Raw genomic sequence first — 17,566 nt, 5'->3', positions numbered from 1 at the left:
CGAGCGCGGGGATAACCTGCCGGATGGACATGCCGCGTACCGGGACAACCGTGTGCGCCTTCCTGGTGACACTTGCAGTCACGTTGCCCTTCGCGGCACTGCCCACGCAGAAGAACGAACCGCGAGACCACTAAAAGGGACGGACGCGCGTGGACCTGTTCGAGTACCAGGCGAGGGACCTCTTCGCCAAGCACGGTGTACCGGTGCTGGCCGGTGAAGTCATTGACACGCCTGAGGCAGCCCGCGAGGCGACCGAGCGGCTGGGCGGCAAGTCTGTCGTCAAGGCGCAGGTGAAGGTCGGTGGCCGAGGCAAGGCCGGCGGCGTCAAGCTGGCCGCCGACCCCGACGAGGCGGTCGCCCGTGCGACCGACATCCTCGGCATGGACATCAAGGGCCATACGGTCCACAAGGTGATGATCGCCGAGCTGTCTCCGGAGATCGAGGCGGAGTACTACGTCTCGTACCTCCTCGACCGCACCAACCGCACCTTCCTGGCCATGGCCTCGGTGCAGGGCGGCATGGACATCGAGGAGGTCGCGGAGAAGACCCCCGAGGCCCTCGCGAAGGTCCCGGTCAACGCCGTGGACGGCGTTGACATCGTCAAGGCCCGCGAGATCGTGGCCCAGGCGAACTTCCCGGCCGACGTGGCCGAGGGTGTCGCCGAGGCCATGGTGACCCTGTGGGACACCTTCGTCGCCGAGGACGCCCTTCTCGTCGAGGTCAACCCGCTGGTGAAGACCAAGGACGGCCGGATCCTGGCCCTGGACGGAAAGGTCTCGCTCGACGAGAACGCCGACTTCCGTCAGCCCGGCCACGAGGCTCTCGAGGACAAGGCAGCAGCCAACCCGCTCGAGGCTGCCGCCAAGGCCAAGAACCTCAACTACGTCAAGCTCGACGGCGAGGTCGGCATCATCGGTAACGGTGCCGGTCTGGTCATGTCGACCCTGGACGTCGTCGCGTACGCCGGTGAGAACCACGGCAACGTGAAGCCCGCCAACTTCCTCGACATCGGTGGCGGCGCCTCCGCAGAGGTCATGGCGAACGGCCTGGAGATCATCCTCGGCGACCCGGACGTCAAGTCCGTCTTCGTCAACGTCTTCGGCGGCATCACCGCCTGTGACGAGGTCGCCAACGGCATCGTCCAGGCTCTGGCACTGCTCGAGTCCAAGGGCGAGAAGGTCGAGAAGCCGCTGGTCGTGCGTCTCGACGGCAACAACGCGGAGCTGGGTCGCAAGATCCTTTCCGACGCCAACCACCCGCTCGTGCAGCGTGTGGACACCATGGACGGCGCGGCCGACAAGGCCGCCGAGCTCGCCGCGGCTGCGAAGTAAGGGACGAGGGACTCCAACACCATGGCTATCTTCCTCACCAAGGACAGCAAGGTCATCGTCCAGGGGATGACCGGCGCCACGGGCATGAAGCACACCAAGCTCATGCTGGCTGACGGCACCAACATCGTCGGCGGCGTGAACCCGCGCAAGGCCGGTACGTCCGTCGACTTCGACGGCACCGAGGTTCCGGTCTTCGGTTCCGTCAAGGAAGCGATGGAGAAGACGGGCGCCGACGTGTCCGTCCTCTTCGTGCCGCCGGCCTTCGCGAAGGCCGCCGTCGTCGAGGCGATCGACGCCGAGATCCCGCTGGCCGTCGTCATCACCGAGGGCATCGCCGTCCACGACTCGGCCGCCTTCTGGGCGTACGCCGGTTCGAAGGGCAACAAGACCCGGATCATCGGCCCGAACTGCCCCGGCCTGATCACCCCCGGCCAGTCCAACGCCGGCATCATCCCGGGCGACATCACCAAGCCCGGCCGCATCGGTCTCGTGTCCAAGTCCGGCACGCTGACCTACCAGATGATGTACGAGCTCCGTGACATCGGCTTCTCGTCCGCCGTCGGCATCGGTGGCGACCCGGTCATCGGTACGACGCACATCGACGCCCTCGCGGCGTTCGAGGCCGACCCCGAGACCGACCTCATCGTGATGATCGGCGAGATCGGTGGCGACGCCGAGGAGCGTGCCGCGGACTTCATCGCGAAGAACGTCACGAAGCCTGTCGTCGGTTACGTCGCGGGCTTCACCGCCCCCGAGGGCAAGACCATGGGCCACGCCGGCGCCATCGTCTCCGGCTCCTCCGGCACCGCCCAGGCGAAGAAGGAGGCCCTCGAGGCCGCCGGCGTGAAGGTCGGCAAGACGCCGACCGAGACCGCCAAGCTGGCGCGCGAGATCCTCGGCGCCTGATTGCCACGTCGCGGCGGCACCATCGCCGCGGCACCTGCGTCACCGCACAGACGGCGCGGGCCCGCACCCTGATCGAAGGGTGTGGGCCCGCGCCGTTCTCGTGTCCGGACGTTGCGCAGCGCCGCCGTCAGCGAAGCTGCGGGACCAGCCGCTCAGGGCCGTGCACGAGCTCGCCGCGGAGCGCCTTCTGGAGCTTCAGGTCCTGCGGCGTGAGCTTCTGCGGGCCGCCTCGCGGGGGCACGCCGCCGACCCGTTCGGCGGGCGCCAGCGGCTGTTCGTACTGGGTGGGGGCCGTGTGCAATGTGAGGGCCGTCGTGCCGACGAGCAGCGCGGCGAAGGCGATGGCCGCCCGGGTCCAGAGCCTCGCCTTGCGCTCGCTGCCCGTGCGGACGGCGCGTGCCGGGGCCGGCGCGGGTACGTGTTCGGCGAGGGCGAGCGCGCCCAGCCGGTCGTGCAGCAGCGCGGACTGCTCGCCGGGGGACGCGATCTCCGACAGCTCGGGCAGCGCCTCGGCGACCGCGGCCCGCGCGGTCATCAGCCGGCCGGCCGCCGCCGGGGTGCTCGCCTCGGTCTCGGCCGCGGTCTCGGGGAGGTCCAGACCCACGCCGTCGTAGAGCAGCAGCGTGCGGCGGTACGCCGGGGGCAGGTCGAGCAGCGCGTCGAACAGGGCCTTGCGCTTCGGCTCGGTCGGCGGTGCGTCCGGGTGCCGGTGGGCGCGGCGCAGCTGGTGCCAGGGCGACATCGCGTACTCGTACGCGGCGGCCCGTACCCAGCCCGCGGGGTCACGGTCCACGGCGACCTCGGGCCAGCGCTGCCAGGCCAGCTGGAACGCGTGCTCGACGGACTCCCGGGACAGACTGCGCCGGCCGGTCATCAGGTACGCCTGGCGGACCAGTCCCGGCGCGGCGTTCGTGTACAGGGCGTCGAACGCCTCTTCGGCCGAGATACCGGAGGTGCCGGAGGTGTCGGCCAGCTCCTCGGTGGGGCCGGAAGCGCCGGCCAGGTCCTCGGTGGGTTCGGCCTCGGTGGATTTCTCGGCGTCCATGCCGGTGTCGGGCTCGGTCGGGGACATGGTGGTGCTCCCGGGGGCTTCGACGGAGGGCTGCGTTCCGGTTCGGTCCGCCGGGGCGGCCGGCGTCTTGGGCGGCGGCTCCTCGGCGAAGCCGATCAGCTTGGCGTACGCCTCACGCCTACGCCCCTTGGGGCTGGTCCGCCCGGTCTCCCAGGAGCGGACGGTGGCCCGGGTGACGCCCATGGCGGTCGCCACCTGCTCTTCACTCAGTGATTGCGCTTCCCGCAGCCTGCGCCGCTCCTTGGGGGAGGGCAGCGGGACGGCGGCGGCGGACTCGGTCGTTCCCTGAGTCATGAGGCGCCCTCGGGAGCGCTGCACTGGGTGAAAAAGTACATAAACGTATATTGAGCGACACAGCGGCTGTTCGCCTGTTACGCGAAATAAGCGCGTGTCGTTGGGAGCATGGCGGGCGTGACCCAAGTGACCGAGCGCAGCCCCATGTTGTCGGCCGAGCGGAGCCGGACCGCCGCGCTTGCCTCCTCCTTCCTGCGTGGCGTGACCGCCGCCGGGCTCGGGCTCGGCTCGCTCGCCGTGCTCGTCATGGTGATGTGGATCAGCTCCCCGTACCCGGACAGCGGTCCCGGCGGCGCCCTCCACATCGCGGCCGGGCTCTGGCTGCTCGCGCACGGCGCCGAGCTGATCAGGACCGACACCCTCAGCGGGGTCCCGGCCCCTGTCGCGATCGTCCCGCTGCTCCTCGTCCTCGGCCCGGTGTGGCTGACGCACCGGGCGGCCCGTGACGCCCTGGAGCCCGACGACGAGGGACGCTCCGTGCCCTCGGTGGTCGGTGCGTTCTGCGCGGTGACGGCCGGGTATCTGCTGGTCGCCGCCGGTGTCGCCGCCTATGTGCGGGGCGGGCCGATGCCGGTGGACCGTGTCTCGCTCGTCTTTCCGCTCGCGCTCGTGGTGGCCGGTTCGGCGGCTGCCGGGGTGTGGACGGCGTCGGGGCGGCCCCTGGGCCCTCTGCCGTCCTGGGCGCCGCTGAGGCTCCAGGAAGGTGTCGTGCGGACGCTGTTCCGTACGCGGGCCGAGGCGGCGTTCCGGTCGGCAGCCGCCGGGGTGACGGTGCTGCTCGGCGGTGGGGCGCTGCTCGTCGGGGTGTCGCTGGTGTGGCACGTCCAGGCCGCCCAGGATTCGTTCCTGGCGCTCTCGGGCGACTGGTCGGGGCGCCTCGCGGTGCTGCTGCTGGCCCTGGCCCTCGTACCGAACGCGGCGATGTGGGGTGCGGCGTACGGCCTGGGACCCGGCTTCGCCCTCGGTACGGGGGCCACGGTCACGCCGTACGCCTTCGAGGGGCGTCCGGCGCTCATGGACTTCCCCCTGCTCGCGGCCGTACCGTCCCCGGGCCCGGGGACGGCCGCCGGCTGGGCGGCCCTGGCGGTGCCCCTGGTGGCCGGTCTGGTGGTCGGCCGGTTCACCGCGGGGCGGGCGGCTCCGGCCCATGCGGCACGGGACGAGGTCTGGAGCGGGCGCGAGACGGTGCTGGTGTCGCTGCTGGCGGCGGTGGGCTGCGGCGCCGGTACGGCGCTCCTGACGGCGGCGTCCGGCGGTCCGCTCGGGACGGGGGCGCTGGCGGAGTTCGGTCCGGTGTGGTGGCTGGTGGGTCCGGCCGCGTTCGTCTGGACGGCCCTGCTCGGCGTACCCGTGGCGCTGCTGCTGAGGTCGTGGCGGCTGCGCGAGCGCGGCTGGACGTGGCGGCGGGACCGCGCGGAGACGGGTGCGGGGCCGGATGCCGGCGGCACGGCCGAAGGCGGAGTCCCGGACCCGTCGGTCGGGAAGACCGCGGAAGCGGGGGAGGCGGCCGGGGGCGACGAGCCGGTGCGGAGCGGCGCGGGGCGGTGGTGGCGCCGCACGGGGAGCGCGGACGGTGGAGCCGGGCCGGCTGCGGTGCCCCCGCCCGCCTCGCCCCTGGATTCCGGCGGTACGGGCCTGGCGGGCGAGGATGACGCGGCGTTCGAGCCGTACGACTTCCTGCCGACCGATCCGTGGCACGAGAAGACGGCCAGGGAGGCCCGCTGGGCCTCGCTCAAGAAGGGCTCCGGCGGACTGATGGCGGACTTCCCGGCGCCGGGCTCCCCGACCGCGGACCTCCCCGTCGCGGAGGCCACACGCGACGGCCGGGCCCCGGAGGCGTCGGAGCCTCCGGAGCCCGGCCGGGGGAATGCTTCCTGAGAGAGGAGGGGAGGGTTACTTCTTGACGCCGAAGAAGGGTTCCAGCGGCTCGGGCAGCAGATCGTTGCAGGCCAGCGCCCCGGACTTGGTCAGCGCGTCGTTCACGCAGGTGTAGTAGTCGCGGTAGACCAGCTGCACGGTGAACGTCGTCGCGACGATCGACAGGGCGAGCAGGGCCGTGACGAGGCCGCTGATCGCCGCCGTCGTCTGCGGCCTGCCGTAACCGGTACGGCCGGCGGCGGGTGCGGCCCCGCCCTCCGGTGCTCCGCCTGCCGCGCCCTCGGTGACCGCGGGGCGCGAGATGCCCGCGACGTCCTCGGCGGTGGCGTGGGTGGTGGACGGGGTCTTCGGCTTGGCCCGCAGCGCGCTGATCGACCAGTACACCGAGAGCGCGCCGAGCAGCAGCGCGATCTCCGGGAAGTCGAAGAGGGCGAAGAAGAAGGCCCACATGCCGCCCAGTACGGCGTAGCGGGCGCGCCGCTGCGCGGGATCGGTCGGGTCCCAGCGCATGCCGCCCGCCCCGCCGCCGGACCCGCCGTCCGGGCCGCCCTGTCCGCCGCCCTGGCCGCCGGGGCCCGCGCCGCCGGGGCGGCTGCCGAAGCCGCCGTTCTGCCGGCCGGGCTGCTTGTTGCTCCACTGGCTGCCCCAGGCCGGGCGGTTCCCGGACGAGTCGTCGCCGGAGTCGTCGCCCGGCTTGTCGTCGCCGTTGTTCCCGTCGCCGTCCCCGTTCCGCGCGGGGTGGCGCGGCTGCCAGGGCTGGTCGGGCCGGTTCTCGGGCGGAGCCGCGAAGGGGTTGTCGTCCTGGGGCTTCGAGGACCCGGAAGCGTCGGCGGAGTCCGAGGAGGAGCCCGGCGAGGAGGACTGGCGTTCCCGCAGCATCATCGGGGTCCGCTCGGGCAGCGGGAGGTGGAAGGCGGTGCGGCGGCGTCGGTCCGGCATGTGGTGAACGTCTTCCCCATCTCGTCGTTTCCCGCCCGGTGGACGGTTCGCTGTCCCCAGACGCTACCTTCCGGCCGCGCCCCCGTCCCGTGGGGGCCGCTGGGTGTGCCGGTATCGTTGCTGACGGTCGGCCGGTTCGTAGAGTTCCCCGTATCAAGGGGCGAGATTCTTTCGTACGACCGTACAAGTAGCACCGCAAGCACTTCGCACCTGCGTTACCACGCGAGAAAGGGCCCAGCTGTGGCCTCCCCGCCCCCTTCCGCCGCTCCGGCACGCCTGGTCGTGCTGGTCTCCGGATCCGGTACGAACCTCCAAGCCCTGCTCGACGCCATCGGTGACGACCCCGAGGGCTATGGGGCCCAGGTCGTCGCGGTCGGCGCGGACCGCCCCGGCACCGTCGGCCTGGAACGCGCCGAGCGCGCCGGACTGCCGACCTTCGTGTGCCGGGTCCGCGACCACGCCACCCGCGAGGACTGGGACGCGGCGCTCACCGCGGCCACCGCCGCGCACCGCCCCGACCTGGTCGTCTCGGCGGGCTTCATGAAGATCGTGGGCAAGAGGTTCCTCGCGGAGTTCGGTGGCCGGGTCGTCAACACCCACCCCGCCCTGCTCCCCAGCTTTCCCGGTGCCCACGGAGTGCGTGACGCTCTCGCGTACGGCGTGAAGGTCACCGGGTGCACCGTCCACTTCGTCGACGACGGCGTCGACACCGGTCCGATCATCGCGCAGGGCGTGGTCGAGGTGACCGAAGAGGACACCCCGGAGGGCGAAGCCGCTCTCCATGAACGCATCAAGGAAGTCGAGCGCAAGCTGCTCGTCGAGGCCGTGGGGCGGCTCGCCCGTGACGGCTATCGCATTGAGGGACGAAAGGTTCATCTCGGTCATGTCGGTGAATAAGCCCATCCGCCGCGCCCTGGTCAGTGTCTACGACAAGACGGGGCTCGAAGACCTCGCGCGCGGTCTGCACGAAGCGGGTGTCGAGCTCGTCTCCACCGGCTCCACCGCCGGGAAGATCGCCGCCGCCGGTGTGCCGGTCACCAAGGTCGAGGAGCTCACCGGTTTCCCCGAGTGCCTCGACGGCCGGGTCAAGACGCTGCACCCCCGCGTGCACGCCGGCATCCTCGCCGACCTGCGCCTGGACGCCCACCGCGAGCAGCTCGCCGAGCTGGGTGTCGAGCCGTTCGACCTCGTGGTCGTCAACCTGTATCCGTTCAAGGAGACCGTCGCCTCCGGCGCGTCCGACGACGAGTGCGTGGAGCAGATCGACATCGGCGGCCCCTCGATGGTCCGCGCCGCGGCCAAGAACCACCCGTCCGTGGCCGTCGTCACGAGCCCCGGGCGTTACGCCGACGTCCTCGCCGCGGTCGCGGCGGGCGGCTTCGACCTGACCGCGCGCAAGCGGCTCGCCGCCGAGGCGTTCCAGCACACCGCCGCGTACGACGTGGCCGTGGCGTCCTGGTTCGCGGCCGACTACGCCGCCGCCGACGACTCGGGCTTCCCCGACTTCTTCGGTACGACGTACGAGCGAGGCAACATCCTGCGGTACGGCGAGAACCCGCACCAGCCTGCCGCCCTCTACACCTCGGGCGCCGGTGGCCTCGCCGAGGCGGAGCAGCTGCACGGCAAGGAGATGTCGTACAACAACTTCACGGACACCGACGCCGCGCGCCGGGCCGCGTACGACCACGCCGAGCCGTGTGTCGCGATCATCAAGCACGCCAACCCGTGCGGCATCGCGATCGCCGACGACGTCGCCGCCGCGCACCGCAGCGCGCACGCCTGTGACCCGCTGTCCGCCTTCGGCGGGGTCATCGCCGTCAACCGCCCGGTGACCGTCGCGCTGGCCGAGCAGGTCGCGGAGATCTTCACCGAGGTCATCGTCGCCCCCGCCTACGAGGACGGCGCGGTCGAGGTGCTCGCCCGCAAGAAGAACATCCGCGTGCTGCGCTGCCCCGACGCCCCGTCCGCCCAGGTCGAGGTCAAGCCGATCGACGGCGGTGCGCTGCTCCAGGTCACCGACCGCCTCCAGGCCGAGGGCGACGACCCGGCCAACTGGACCCTCGCCACCGGTGAGGCCCTCTCCGCCGACGAGCTCGCCGAGCTCTCGTTCGCCTGGAAGGCGTGCCGCGCGGTGAAGTCCAACGCGATCCTGCTCGCCAAGGACGGCGCCTCGGTCGGCGTCGGCATGGGCCAGGTCAACCGTGTGGACTCCGCGAAGCTGGCCGTCGAGCGGGCGGGCAAGGAGCGCGCACAGGGTGCGTACGCCGCGTCCGACGCGTTCTTCCCGTTCCCCGACGGTCTGGAGATCCTGACCGCGGCCGGCGTCAAGGCCGTCGTCCAGCCGGGCGGATCGGTCCGCGACGAGCTGGTCGTCGAGGCGGCGAAGAAGGCGGGCGTGACCATGTACTTCACCGGTACGCGCCACTTCTTCCACTGAGCCGTCCCTGTCAGCCCCGCACTGAGCGCAGGCCGTACCCCGGACACCGGGGTGCGGCCTGCGCCGCGTCCGGCGTGCCGTACCGCCTCGTCTCTCTGTTCTAATAAACGGCCAGAGATTCTGTTGCGGGGGCGTTGTGCTCGAACTGAACAAGAGGGAACCGGACCGGGTCGAAACGGACGCCGGCCCTCCGGCTCCCGCACCGGCAGCGGACGCCGGGACGCCCGGGGACCGCGTACCGCTTCGTCCGTATCTGATCGCGGCGGCCGTCCTGTGCGCGCTGTACTTCCTGTACTCCTACCTCCAGTACAGGAGCTTCGGCTCGCCCTCCTGGGACCTGGGGATATTCGAGCAGGAGGTCCGTGCCTACGCCGGACTGAACGCCCCGGTCGTGGACATCAAGGGACCCGGTTATCTGATCCTCGGCGACCACTTCAGCCCGGTCGTGGCGCTCCTCGTGCCGCTCTACTGGATCTGGCCGTCCGCCCTGGCCCTGCTGTTCGCCCAGGCCGCCCTGTTCGCCGCCTCGGCCGTCGTCGTGGGCCGGACCACCCAGCAGCTTCTCGGCGGTCGCTCGGGGCTCTGCGCCACGGTCGCGTACGGGCTGTCCTGGGGGCTCCAGGAGGCGGTGAAGTCCGACTTCCACGAGATCGCGTTCGCGGTGCCCCTGCTCGCGCTCGTCTGCCGGGCCCTGCTCATGGGCCGCTGGACCGCCGCGGTCCTCTGGTCGCTGCCGCTGGTGCTGGTCAAGGAGGATCTGGGCGCCACGGTCGCGGTCGTCGGCTTCCTGCTCTTCCTGTACGGCCGCCGCCTCCAGGGCGCGCTGCTGGCCGCCTTCGGGGTGCTGGCCTTCGTCCTCACCGTGTTCGTGCTCATACCGGCTGCCAGCAGCCAGGGGACGTACGACTACTGGAAGAAGATCGACAAGAACGGCGAGCAGGACGTCTCCCTGCTCGACTCGGTCCTCGGCATCCTCAATTCCTCCGTCAAGCTGGAAATGCTCGTCCTCCTGGTCGGCATCACCGCCTTCATGGCGCTGCGCTCCCCGCTGATCCTCCTCGTGCTGCCCACGCTCGGCTGGCGGCTGCTCTCCCAGGACTCCAACCACTGGGGCATGGTGTGGCACTACAGCGCGACCCTGATGCCGGTGCTCTTCCTCGCCATGGCCGACGGAGTCCGCCGCAGCCGCGCCTCGTCGCGGCCCTGGCTCGTCTCGTACGCGAAGGTCGCCGTGCCCGTCGCCACCGCGATCGCCGTGGCCCTCACCCAGCACCTGCCGCTGCGCGACCTGCTGCGCCCCGAGACCTACCGCACCGACGCCCGCACCCACGCGGCCCGGGAGGCGCTGGAGGCCATCCCCGCGGGGGCGCGCGTCGAGACGGACATCACGCTCATGGCGCACCTGACCGGTGACCGCACGGTCTTCTGGATCGGTGGGGCCCCCGGCACGGCGCCCGACATCGTCGCCGTCAACCTGGACTTCAGCTGGTCGCGGCCGATCGAGGACCCCGTGGCGTACGCGGAGCAGCTGCACCCGGAGGCCCGCTACCGGCTCAAGCAGCGGTCGGGCTCGTTCGTGGTGATGGAGCGGACGTCGCCCGCTCCGGCCGACTCGGGCCGCTGAGCGCACCGGGGGCCGGACCCGGAGAGGCCGAAGGCCGTAATCCCGCTGTGAGCGGAGTTACGGCCTTCGTGCGTGTACGAACGGTCGGACGGACCGGCGGTCGGCCGGGCCTCGGCCGGTCAGTACTGCGGCTGCTGCTGACGGTTGAACCACGCGCCGCCGTCGCTCTTCGCCACGAAGACGATGATCAGCACGGCGAGAACGGTGTGGACGAGGCCGACCACGATGAACGGGTAGATACCGAGCAGAGCGGTGATCGAACCGAACACGATCGCGGCGATACGGATTCCGTTACCGCCCTTGCCGAACTTGGCGGCGAGGAAGACCGCGAACACGCCCCACAGGAGCACGATGACGGCGAGGCCCCACAGTGCGCCGCCCGAGTAGTCGGCGAGCTCCTGGAACTGGACGTCTTCCTGGAGCGTCGGGTCGTTCTTCGCGGCGTTCACGGCGACGGCCGAGAGGACGAAGAGGATCACACCGATCAGCTGGAGGCCGGCGATCACGTAGAGCATGATGCGGGCGGCCTTCACGCTGCCCGGCATCTCGGTGGGTGCACCGGGGTAGCCGTAACCTGCCTGGACGGGCGGGGCCTGCGGGTAGCCGTAGCCGGGCTGCTGGCCCTGCGGCGGCACGCCCTGGGGAGCCTGCTGGGGGTAGCCGTAACCCGGCTGCCCGCCCTGCTGCTGCTGGCCGTAGGGGTTGTTCGGGTCGCCGAAGCTCATGGCGAGATTCCTCCGTTGGAAATTGCGGGGACGACGCGGTCCGGGCGGAGGAATTGCACGCAATTGAACGGTCTGTCCCCCCGACACTGTCCGCGATATGCGCGCCTCATCGTCGTCCTGACATCGGGTTTTTGTCCAGCCGATTGCAGAATGTGTTGTGCAAGTGCAATCTTGCGTCCATCCCCGGCACCCAGAATTGGTATGCGGGCGGGGTCATCCGCGAGGATGGGTACATGACTGCCCAGATTCTCGATGGCAAGGCCACCGCAGCTGCGATCAAATCCGATCTGACCGTCCGCGTGGCGGCCCTCAAGGCGCAGGGCATCACGCCCGGCCTGGGGACCCTGCTCGTCGGGGACGACCCGGGCAGCCGGTGGTACGTGAACGGAAAGCACCGTGACTGCGCCCAGGTCGGCATCGCTTCCATTCAGCGCGAACTCCCCGACACCGCCTCCCAGGAGGACATCGAGGAGGTCGTGCGCGAGCTCAACGACAACCCCGAGTGCACGGGTTACATCGTGCAGCTTCCCCTCCCCAAGGGCATCGACACCAACCGCGTCCTGGAACTCATGGACCCGGCCAAGGACGCCGACGGCCTGCACCCGATGAGCCTGGGCAGGCTCGTGCTCAACGAGACCGGCCCGCTCCCCTGCACCCCGCAGGGAGTCGTCCAGCTGCTCCGCGCCCACGGTGTCGAGATCAACGGCGCGCATGTCGTGGTCGTCGGACGAGGTGTCACCATCGGCCGCTCGATCCCGCTGCTGCTGACCCGTAAGTCCGAGAACGCCACGGTGACCCAGTGCCACACCGGCACCCGGGACCTCTCCTCCCACCTCAAGCAGGCCGACATCATCGTCGCCGCCGCAGGGGTGCCCCACCTCATCAAGCCCGAGGACGTGAAGCCGGGCGCGGCCGTGCTCGACGTCGGCGTCAGCCGCGACGAGAACGGCAAGATCGTCGGTGACGTGCACCCGGGCGTCGCCGAAGTGGCGGCCTGGGTCGCCCCGAACCCCGGTGGCGTCGGCCCGATGACCCGCGCCCAGCTGCTGGTCAACGTGGTCGAGGCGGCCGAGCGTGCCTCCGCCGAGGCCGCAGACGCCGCTGCCGTCTCCGGCTGATCCGATCCCGGAAGGAACGTCATGGGTGCTGGTACCAGTCCGGCCGGCCAGGACTCCGCCGACCCGAACTCCGTGGACCGGGAGGCGCCGGTGACGGCGGGTGAACCGGCTGCGGTCGGGGAACGGGCCGCGGCAGGGGAGTCGAGTACGGCAGGGGAACAGCGCGCGGCCGGTGAAGCGAGCGCCGACGGGGAACAGCGCGCGGCCGGTGAAGCGAGCGCCGACGGTGAAGCAAGCTCGGACGGGGAAGAGCGCGCTGCCGGGGAACCGGCCGAGGCCGCCGCTCCGCGCTCGCGGCGTTTCCCCTCGCTGACCCGTGACACCGCGCGGCCCGAGGGCGGCGGACGGGCGGCGCCGGGCGACGCGCCCGCCCCCGCCCGTCAGTGGCCGCTGCTCACCGTGCTCTGCACGGCCGCGGCCGGGCTGCTGATCGTCGCCACCGATCCCTTCGAGCAGGCGTTCCGGATCGGCACGATGGTGATCGGGATCGCCCTCATCGCGGGGGCCGTGCTGCGCTGGGTGGTCCCGTCCGTCGGCATGCTCGCCGTGCGGTCCCGGTTCACCGACCTGGTCACGTACGGACTGATGGGCACGCTCATCGTGTTGCTCGCACTGATGACGCAGCCGAGGCCGTGGCTGGACGTCCCGATCCTGGAGGACGCGGTCCACTTCACCATCCGCTAGGGCCGGACAGGCCCTGGAGCCGGACGTGGCATGGAACTCACCATTCCGCCACAGTGTGATTGTCGCGCAACGGTGGCAGACTGTCCCGGCATCCGGCCCGGGGCGCTCGGCGGAGCGCGCTGACGTACCGAATGCTCCCGTGCGCTCTCTCGTCAGGAACTGACCCCCTGACTTCGCGCATCCTCTTGGGTAGTCCAGAACGAGGACCACCGGATCTGGGCAGGGGGCATCGGTACCGGCGTCGCGGAGCGGGGCACATCAGGCACGTTCGGGGGAACACAAGGGGGAGTAATGCCTCGTTGGAAGGCACTACCGGAGGAACTCGACCCGCAGGTCAAGGAGTTCACGGGCCAGCTGCGCAGGCTCGTCGACCGCGGTGGGCTGAGCCTCGCCGCGGTGGCCGACCGCACGGGTTACAGCAGGACGTCCTGGGAGCGCTATCTCAACGGCCGGCTGCTCGCGCCCAGGGGGGCGATCGTCGCGCTGGCCGAGGTGACGGGCACCGACCAGAGTCATCTGACGACCATGTGGGAGCTGGCCGAGCGTGCCTGGAGCCGCTCGGAGATGCGCCACGACATGACTATGGAGGCCATCCGGATCTCCCAGGCGCGTGCGGCGCTCGGCGAGTTCGGCTCCGCTCCTGCCGTCGGCGGGACGGGCCGCCGCGGCGGTACGGGCGTGTCCACCGCCCCGGAAGCCGGCCCCGGCCATGCCGACGAGGTGATCGACGGAATCCGCCTGCCGTCCGTGCCGGTCCAGCGCGGTCCGGTGACCGCGGTCCCGCGACAGCCCTCGCGACCGGCGCCCGGGACGCCGCCCCCGCACGGCCCGGCGGGTGGCTCGGGTACGCGTGAGCCCGGCAGCCGCCGCAAGCTGACGATGCTCCTCGTGGGCATGGCCGGGGCGCTGCTGGTGGTGGCCGGCGCGGTCCTGCTGGCCGGCCAGGGCGGGGACGGCGAAGGCCGGGCGAGCGACGCGAAGCCTTCCGCCTCGCCGACGGCGAAGGCGCCGGCCCTTCCCGCGGGCGTCGAGTGCGTCGGCGCCGACTGCACGGGACAGGACCCGGAAGTCATGGGCTGCGGCGGTGAGCTCGCCCGTACGGTCTCCAGCGCCACGGTCGGCGGCAGCCTCGTCGAGGTCAGGTACAGCAAGACCTGCGCGGCCTCCTGGGCCCGGATCACCGAGGCGGCGCCGGGCGACACCGTACGGATCAACGCGGGCGCGGGCGGTCAGGACGGCACGGTGGACGTGGGACCGGACACGGACGCGTACACCCCGATGGTCGCGGTGAAGAAGCCGGCCGACGCCAAAGCCTGCGCGACCCTCACCTCCGGTACGGAGGGCTGCACAACGCCCCAGTAGGGGTGCGTTGTGCGCTGCGCCACAGGGGGGCGGGCGGCCGGGGAGTCCCGGGTCCGATAGCCTGACCGCTGGATATCTCTTCACGTCAAGATTCAGAGGTATCCAGCACCAGGGGCAGGGACCCCCACCGCCAGCTGTCTAACGGAGATCGCCATGACCCGCACTCCCGTGAATGTCACCGTGACCGGCGCAGCCGGCCAGATCGGCTACGCGCTGCTCTTCCGCATCGCCTCCGGCCACCTGCTCGGCCCGGACGTGCCGGTCAACCTGCGCCTCCTCGAGATCCCGCAGGGCCTCAAGGCCGCCGAGGGCACCGCGATGGAGCTCGACGACTGCGCCTTCCCGCTGCTGCGGAACATCGAGATCACGGACGACCCCAACGTCGGCTTCGCCGGTGCGAACGTCGCGCTGCTCGTCGGTGCCCGCCCGCGTACCAAGGGCATGGAGCGCGGCGACCTGCTCGCCGCCAACGGTGGCATCTTCAAGCCGCAGGGCAAGGCCATCAACGACAACGCCGCGGACGACATCAAGGTCCTCGTCGTCGGCAACCCGGCCAACACCAACGCGCTCATCGCGCAGGCCGCCGCCCCGGACGTACCCGCGGAGCGCTTCACCGCGATGACCCGTCTGGACCACAACCGCGCGATCTCGCAGCTGGCCGCCAAGACCGGTGCCGCCGTCTCCGACATCAAGAAGCTGACGATCTGGGGCAACCACTCGGCGACCCAGTACCCGGACATCTTCCACGCGGAGATCGCCGGCAAGAACGCCGCCGAGCTCGTCAACGACGAGGCGTGGCTGGCCGACACCTTCATCCCGACCGTCGCCAAGCGCGGCGCGGCGATCATCGAGGCCCGTGGCGCGTCCTCGGCCGCCTCGGCCGCCAACGCCGCCATCGACCACGTGCACACGTGGGTCAACGGCACCGCGGCCGGCGACTGGACCTCGATGGGTATCCCGTCGGACGGCTCCTACGGTGTGCCCGAGGGCATCATCTCGTCCTTCCCGGTCACCACCGAGAACGGCACCTACAAGATCGTCCAGGGCCTGGACATCAACGAGTTCTCCCGTGCGCGCATCGACGCGTCGGTGAAGGAGCTCACCGAGGAGCGCGACGCGGTGCGCGAGCTCGGTCTCATCTGACCGGCCCCACCCCGAGTTCGACGAAGCGCTCCCGGCAGCACTCGCTGCCGGGGGCGCTTCGCTGTGGTGCCGTGCTCAGTGCTTGATGTCGCCGGGGGTGTAGTGACCGGGAGTCAGCCGGGCGGTCACACCGAACCGGTTCCAGGCGTTGATCACCGTGATGGCGGCGACGAGCTGGGCGAGCTCCGCCTCCTCGAAGTGCTTGGCGGCATTCGCGTACACCTCGTCCGGTACGAAAACGTCGGTCAGCACCGTGACGGCCTCGGTGAGTTCGAGCGCGGCGATCTCCTTCCCGGTGTAGAAGTGCTGCGACTCCTGCCAGGCGCTGAGCTGGATGATCCGCTCCACGGACTCGCCCGCCGCGAGCGCGTCCTTGCTGTGCATGTCCAGGCAGAACGCGCAGCGGTTGAGCTGCGACGCCCGGATCTTGACCAGCTCGACCAGCTTCGGATCGAGTCCCTTACGGGAGGCGGCGTCCAGCCGGACCATGGCCTTGTAGACCTCGGGGGCGAGCTGGGCCCAGGGCAGGCGGGCGGGGTGTTCGGGGGCGTAGCCGGTGGATGCGTGATCGTGCTCGTGCGTCGTCATGGAAACGACGTTACGTGGCAGGTGGCGCAGAGGTATGGTCCATTCCCATGACGGATAGCTGGGCCACTTTCGGGGCCGACCTGCACATCGAGCCGGTCGGCGGCGGACTGCGCAGCGGACTCATGGAGGCGCTGCGCGAGGCCGTACGCAGCGGGCGGCTGACGCCGGGCACCCGGCTGCCGTCGTCCCGGACGCTCGCCGCCGACCTCGGGGTCGCCCGGAACACCGTCGCCGACGCCTACGCCGAACTCGTCGCCGAGGGGTGGCTCACCGCCCGGCAGGGCTCGGGTACCAGGGTCGCCCAGCGGGCCGTCCCGCGCCGCGCTGCCACCAGGGCGCCGAAGTCCCGGCCGGTACGGGGCCGGCCCGCCTACAGCCTGAACCCCGGGACCCCCGACCTCGCGTCCTTCCCCCGCGCCGACTGGCTCAAGGCGGCCCGGCGCGCACTGACCGCGGCGCCCAACGAGGCGTTCGGATACGGAGATCCGCGCGGGCGCATCGAACTGCGTACGGTGCTGGCCGACTATCTGTCGCGGGCCCGCGGTGTGTACGCCGCCCCGGAACGGATCGTCATCTGCTCCGGATTCGTCCACGGTCTGATGCTGTTGGGGAAGGTGCTGCGGCAGCGCCGGGTGAGGGAGGTCGCCGTCGAGTCGTACGGCCTCGATGTGCACTGGAACCTCCTCGTGGAGGCCGGGCTGCGCACCCGGTGTCTGCCGCTGGACGGACTCGGCTCCGCAACCGGTGAGCTGGGAGCGATGCGGGGGGCGGGTGCGGTGCTGCTGACGCCCGCGCACCAGTTCCCGACGGGCGTCTCGCTCCACCCCGACCGGCGGGCCGCCGCGGTCGACTGGGCCCGGTCCTCGGGCGGGCTGATCCTGGAGGACGACTACGACGGGGAGTTCCGCTACGACCGGCAGCCGGTCGGCGCACTCCAGGGGCTCGATCCGGAACGGGTCGTCTACCTGGGGACAGCGAGCAAGTCCCTGGCGCCGGGGCTGCGGCTGGGCTGGATGGTGCTCCCGGAAGGGCTGGTGGGGGAAGTGGCCGAGGCGAAGGGGGTCTCCGACTGGGCGTCCGGTGCGCTGGACCAGCTGACCCTCGCGGAGTTCATCGCGTCGGGGGCGTACGACCGTCATGTCCGCTCCATGCGGCTGCGCTACCGGCGCAGGCGCGACCAGCTCGTCGCCGCGCTCGCCGAACGGGCACCCGACATCAGGGTCAGCGGCATCGCCGCCGGTCTGCACGCGGTTCTCGAACTCCCGGAGGGCACCGAACGACCGGTGATCCAGGCCGCCGCCTTCCAGGGCCTGGCCCTGGAAGGCGTGTCGCGCTACCGGCACCCGGAGGCGGCGCCGGGGCGCGACGCGCTGGTCATCAGTTACGGATCACCCGCGGACAGCGCCTGGTCGGGCGCGCTGGACGCCCTCTGCCGCGTACTGCCCTGAGCCCCCCCGGCAGACAA

General features: G+C 71.3%; 15 protein-coding genes. 11 read left to right on the top strand and 4 right to left on the bottom strand.

Going from position 1 to position 17,566, the window contains the following annotated elements:
- Positions 1-149 precede the first annotated feature (149 nt).
- Together sucC and sucD are read left to right on the top strand one after the other, a co-directional pair.
- A complete protein-coding gene (sucC, locus tag ACWGO0_RS11340) occupies positions 150-1,331 on the top strand; it encodes an ADP-forming succinate--CoA ligase subunit beta (RefSeq protein WP_453531518.1) in 1,182 nt (393 codons plus the stop codon).
- Between the two features lie 21 nt (positions 1,332-1,352).
- Positions 1,353-2,237, top strand: a complete 885-nt coding sequence (gene sucD / locus ACWGO0_RS11335) for a succinate--CoA ligase subunit alpha (RefSeq protein ID WP_328905401.1) — start codon at positions 1,353-1,355, stop codon at positions 2,235-2,237.
- A gap of 127 nt (positions 2,238-2,364) precedes the next feature.
- Here the strand turns inward: sucD and ACWGO0_RS11330 are convergent, their stop codons facing one another.
- A complete protein-coding gene (locus ACWGO0_RS11330; RefSeq protein WP_453531514.1) occupies positions 2,365-3,603 on the bottom strand; it encodes a helix-turn-helix domain-containing protein in 1,239 nt (412 codons plus the stop codon).
- A gap of 108 nt (positions 3,604-3,711) precedes the next feature.
- Here ACWGO0_RS11330 and ACWGO0_RS11325 point away from each other — a divergent pair, with 108 nt between their 5' ends.
- Positions 3,712-5,481, top strand: a complete 1,770-nt coding sequence (locus tag ACWGO0_RS11325) for a cell division protein PerM (RefSeq protein WP_453531511.1) — start codon at positions 3,712-3,714, stop codon at positions 5,479-5,481.
- 15 nt (positions 5,482-5,496) lie between these two features.
- On the opposite strand, the gene ACWGO0_RS11320 is transcribed toward ACWGO0_RS11325, so the two are convergent.
- Positions 5,497-6,420 (bottom strand): hypothetical protein, encoded by a 924-nt coding sequence (locus tag ACWGO0_RS11320; protein WP_453531509.1) that lies wholly within the window; start codon positions 6,418-6,420, stop codon positions 5,497-5,499.
- Positions 6,421-6,660: 240 nt separating this feature from the next.
- Between ACWGO0_RS11320 and purN the strand changes: the two genes are divergently transcribed.
- The 3 genes from purN (at position 6,661) to ACWGO0_RS11305 (ending at position 10,481) form a co-directional block, all read left to right on the top strand.
- The gene (purN, locus tag ACWGO0_RS11315) at positions 6,661-7,317 is read left to right on the top strand and encodes a phosphoribosylglycinamide formyltransferase (RefSeq protein ID WP_453531506.1); all 657 of its coding nucleotides are present in this window, start codon (positions 6,661-6,663) and stop codon (positions 7,315-7,317) included.
- Positions 7,304-8,857: a bifunctional phosphoribosylaminoimidazolecarboxamide formyltransferase/IMP cyclohydrolase gene (gene purH, locus ACWGO0_RS11310; protein ID WP_453531503.1), complete on the top strand. Its 1,554-nt coding sequence runs from the start codon at positions 7,304-7,306 to the stop codon at positions 8,855-8,857. Before purN ends, purH begins: the two co-directional genes overlap by 14 nt.
- A gap of 136 nt (positions 8,858-8,993) precedes the next feature.
- Positions 8,994-10,481 carry a DUF2079 domain-containing protein gene (locus tag ACWGO0_RS11305; protein WP_453531500.1) on the top strand — a complete coding sequence of 496 codons (1,488 nt, stop codon included), beginning with the start codon at positions 8,994-8,996 and terminating at the stop codon, positions 10,479-10,481.
- Positions 10,482-10,600: 119 nt separating this feature from the next.
- Here the strand turns inward: ACWGO0_RS11305 and ACWGO0_RS11300 are convergent, their stop codons facing one another.
- Complete coding sequence (locus ACWGO0_RS11300; RefSeq protein ID WP_453531497.1) at positions 10,601-11,206, bottom strand: hypothetical protein; 606 nt, start codon at positions 11,204-11,206, stop codon at positions 10,601-10,603.
- Positions 11,207-11,439: 233 nt separating this feature from the next.
- Here ACWGO0_RS11300 and ACWGO0_RS11295 point away from each other — a divergent pair, with 233 nt between their 5' ends.
- The 4 genes from ACWGO0_RS11295 (at position 11,440) to ACWGO0_RS11280 (ending at position 15,513) form a co-directional block, all read left to right on the top strand.
- A complete protein-coding gene (locus tag ACWGO0_RS11295) occupies positions 11,440-12,324 on the top strand; it encodes a bifunctional methylenetetrahydrofolate dehydrogenase/methenyltetrahydrofolate cyclohydrolase (RefSeq protein ID WP_453531494.1) in 885 nt (294 codons plus the stop codon).
- A 21-nt stretch (positions 12,325-12,345) separates the two neighbouring features.
- Complete coding sequence (locus ACWGO0_RS11290; RefSeq protein ID WP_453531491.1) at positions 12,346-13,008, top strand: DUF3017 domain-containing protein; 663 nt, start codon at positions 12,346-12,348, stop codon at positions 13,006-13,008.
- A gap of 291 nt (positions 13,009-13,299) precedes the next feature.
- On the top strand, positions 13,300-14,370 hold the full coding sequence (locus ACWGO0_RS11285) for an XRE family transcriptional regulator (protein WP_453531488.1): 1,071 nt from the start codon (positions 13,300-13,302) through the stop codon (positions 14,368-14,370).
- A gap of 153 nt (positions 14,371-14,523) precedes the next feature.
- Positions 14,524-15,513 (top strand): malate dehydrogenase, encoded by a 990-nt coding sequence (locus ACWGO0_RS11280; RefSeq protein ID WP_453531485.1) that lies wholly within the window; start codon positions 14,524-14,526, stop codon positions 15,511-15,513.
- A 75-nt stretch (positions 15,514-15,588) separates the two neighbouring features.
- On the opposite strand, the gene ACWGO0_RS11275 is transcribed toward ACWGO0_RS11280, so the two are convergent.
- Complete coding sequence (locus ACWGO0_RS11275) at positions 15,589-16,101, bottom strand: carboxymuconolactone decarboxylase family protein (protein ID WP_453531482.1); 513 nt, start codon at positions 16,099-16,101, stop codon at positions 15,589-15,591.
- A 47-nt stretch (positions 16,102-16,148) separates the two neighbouring features.
- Between ACWGO0_RS11275 and pdxR the strand changes: the two genes are divergently transcribed.
- Positions 16,149-17,549: a MocR-like pyridoxine biosynthesis transcription factor PdxR gene (pdxR, locus tag ACWGO0_RS11270; protein ID WP_453531479.1), complete on the top strand. Its 1,401-nt coding sequence runs from the start codon at positions 16,149-16,151 to the stop codon at positions 17,547-17,549.
- Positions 17,550-17,566 lie beyond the last annotated feature (17 nt).

This window comes from Streptomyces sp. NPDC055749 (assembly GCF_053617235.1).
This window is presented reverse-complemented; position numbering and strand designations above follow the sequence as displayed.